Origin of the sequence: Streptomyces albidus (ex Kaewkla and Franco 2022), assembly GCF_013870515.1 — a bacterium.
Classification (GTDB): Bacteria; Actinomycetota; Actinomycetes; order Streptomycetales; family Streptomycetaceae; genus Streptomyces; species Streptomyces albidus.
In genome coordinates this window covers 1-2,618 of sequence record NZ_JACBXA010000435.1, presented here as the reverse complement: position 1 = coordinate 2,618, position 2,618 = coordinate 1, and the positions used below count along the sequence as shown (strand labels likewise).

The following is a 2,618-nucleotide window of genomic DNA, read 5'->3' as shown; positions in this document are numbered from 1 at the left end:
GGGGTGGCCGGCCTCCCTCGCCGGCTTCCCGCTGGGCCAATGGATCGCCGACGCACGCCGCGCCCATCGGCAGGAGCGGCTGGACGCAGAACGTGTCGCCCAGCTCGATGAACTCGGCATGACCTGGAACCACTTCGCCGTCGCCTTCGAAGAAGGCCTCGACGCCGCGGCCGCGTGGGCCGCCGAACACGGCCACCTACTCGCCCCCGTCGACGCCGTCGGAACCGGCGGCTACCCCGTCGGGACATGGCTACGTAACCAGCGAGCCGCCGCGAAGCGCGCGGAAGAAGCCGCCCGGCGCCGCGAGGAAGACCTCCCCGCCGACTCCACCGCCGGCGGACTCACCCCAGAACGGCGCCAGGCACTGGACGAGATCGACCCGGCCTGGTGCCCCGCCTGGCCCATCGACTGGCAACGCTGCTTCCACCTGACGCGTCTTCACCGAGAGGCCGGCGGAGCCCTGCCCACCGAGGCCGGCTCGGTCATCGTCCAAGGCGACGACCTCGGCAAGTGGACCCGCGCGCAACAACGCGGCTGGAACAAACTCAACACCGCACAGCAATGGCTCCTCCAACACATCCTCGGCCTCCAACCCACTGCCGCGGACGAGAAACCACCCCGGCGCAGCAGAGCACAGATCTGGGCCGACAACCTCACCGCCGCACACCAATACCGCCAACGCGAAGGCCACCTCAACGTCCCCCGCACACACACCGAAACCCTTCCCCGCACCACAACAGAGCAAGAAAGAAACATCCGCCTCGGCATCTGGATCAACAACCAACGCACACGGACGGCCACCCTCACGCCCGAACAAGCCACCCAACTCGCCGACTTGGGCATCCACCACAAATAAACCCGCCCCCCCTCCGGCAAGCACCGAGGGGCGGGCGGAGGGGGCCCGGCGGGCCGGGCCCAGCCGGAACCACAACGACCACACACCCACACCGGGGGTGCGCCCTGCCCGGCGGAAGACAGACCACAAACCGCCCAGGAGAGGTTCGGGGTTCAAGCCCGCCCAGATCGCCAACCGCAACCCCGGCCCCGGCTGCACGTGGGAGCCACAAACCCCCAGCCCGGCACCACACCCCCCGTCACCACATGCACAACCATCCGACCAGGCCCAAGCGCACGCCACACGCGCGCACAGTCCGACCCAGCCAGCACGACAACCAGCCCTCCAACTCCAAGTCACAACCCCGCAGTTGACGGGCAGCCGCATCCCCTCGACCCGTCCGTCGCCCTTTGCATCCCCCGCGAGACGAGAGACCTCCAGCCCGAATCCGAACCGAGAACCCCCTTAGCTCGCACGGCGGGCGAGCAGCGTGGAGTCGTGAACATCGACCGCGACGCCCTCGCGGACCATCGTCCGGGGCCGCTGCTCGACCACCAGGACGTCGAAGCCCTCAGGCAGGCCCGGCAACAGCTCCTCAGCGAAGAACATCGCCCGACGATGGCTAGCGGAGAGATGAGTGAACGCCTCGCACGGCGCGTGACCCACCACCAGAAGATGACCCCCAGGCGCGACGGCCTCAGACAAACAACGAATCACCCCCACCATCCCCGCGTCCGGCGGGTGCAGGAAGTGGGTCGTGACCAGGTCGTAGGTGCGGCCGTCGGCCGTGAAGGTCCGGGCGTCGACCTGCCACCAGTCGGTCCGGTCTGCGACTCCGGCCTCCTCCGCGTGCCGAGCTGCGCGGGCCAGGCCGTTGGCGGCGAAGTCGGCTCCGGTGGCTCTCCAGCCCTGACGGGCCAGCCAGATCACGTCGCCGCCCTCTCCGCAGCCGACGTCGAGCGCGGTGCCCGGAGTCAGTCCAGTCACTTCGGCGACCAGTTGCGGGTTCGGGTTCCCGCTCCAGACCCTCTCCTCGCTGGAATATCGCTCCTCCCAGCTCGACGGCTCGAACATGGCCGCGGCTTCCTCTTCGGTGAGCCGGTGTCCCTGTCCACTCATCAGGCCGCTTCCTTCCGATGCTCCGCGACAGCCGCCGCGGTCTCTTCGAGGACGAGATCGTGGTTGAGGAGCGTCCCTGCCGCCATACCGTCGGCGGCCGAGGCGATCACCCCCGCACATGGCGCGGCGGCGTTACCGACGACCTTCAGACCAGGCGTATCAGGGCCACCGACGGCGTCGAGCAACGCGGTGTCGGGAGTCGGCACGGTGGTCACCACGAGCGCACTACGATCCACGACCCCACCACCGGCCAGCTCGACACCTGTGACGGCATCACCCTCGACGAGAACCCGGGCGATCACGCCCCGCACCCACCGGATACCGCGTGCGGTCAACTTCACGGCTTCCTCCCCCCGCGGAGCCGGCCGGCCGTTGAGCAGAACCACCACGTCCTCGCTCCACTGACGGAACAACAGCGCCCCATCGAGGTAGCCCGGGCCGCTCGCCACGACCCCCAGCGACAGGCCGGCGACCTCCCAACCACGGCAAGGACGGGCAGTGCACCACGTCACGGCCGAACCGGGCCTCCAGACCCGGAACCTGCGGCAGCACATCAACGACTCCAACAGCCAACACCAGCCGACGAGCCGACACACACCCACCACCCACAACACCCAACACGAAGCCACCACCGACACACCCACCAGACACCACACAACCCGAG

The 2,618-nt window shown here is 69.1% G+C and carries 3 protein-coding genes; 1 reads left to right on the top strand and 2 read right to left on the bottom strand.

Going from position 1 to position 2,618, the window contains the following annotated elements:
• Positions 1-856: helicase associated domain-containing protein (locus tag H5J26_RS30195; RefSeq protein ID WP_181769141.1), on the top strand; the 856-nt coding region annotated here is incomplete at its 5' end.
• A gap of 444 nt (positions 857-1,300) precedes the next feature.
• Here H5J26_RS30195 and H5J26_RS30190 read toward each other — a convergent pair.
• Positions 1,301-1,954, bottom strand: coding sequence for a class I SAM-dependent methyltransferase (locus H5J26_RS30190; RefSeq protein WP_181769140.1), 654 nt, complete (start codon positions 1,952-1,954; stop codon positions 1,301-1,303).
• Positions 1,954-2,403: a hypothetical protein gene (locus tag H5J26_RS30185; protein ID WP_181769139.1), complete on the bottom strand. Its 450-nt coding sequence runs from the start codon at positions 2,401-2,403 to the stop codon at positions 1,954-1,956. Before H5J26_RS30185 ends, H5J26_RS30190 begins: the two co-directional genes overlap by 1 nt.
• Positions 2,404-2,618: the final 215 nt, after the last annotated feature.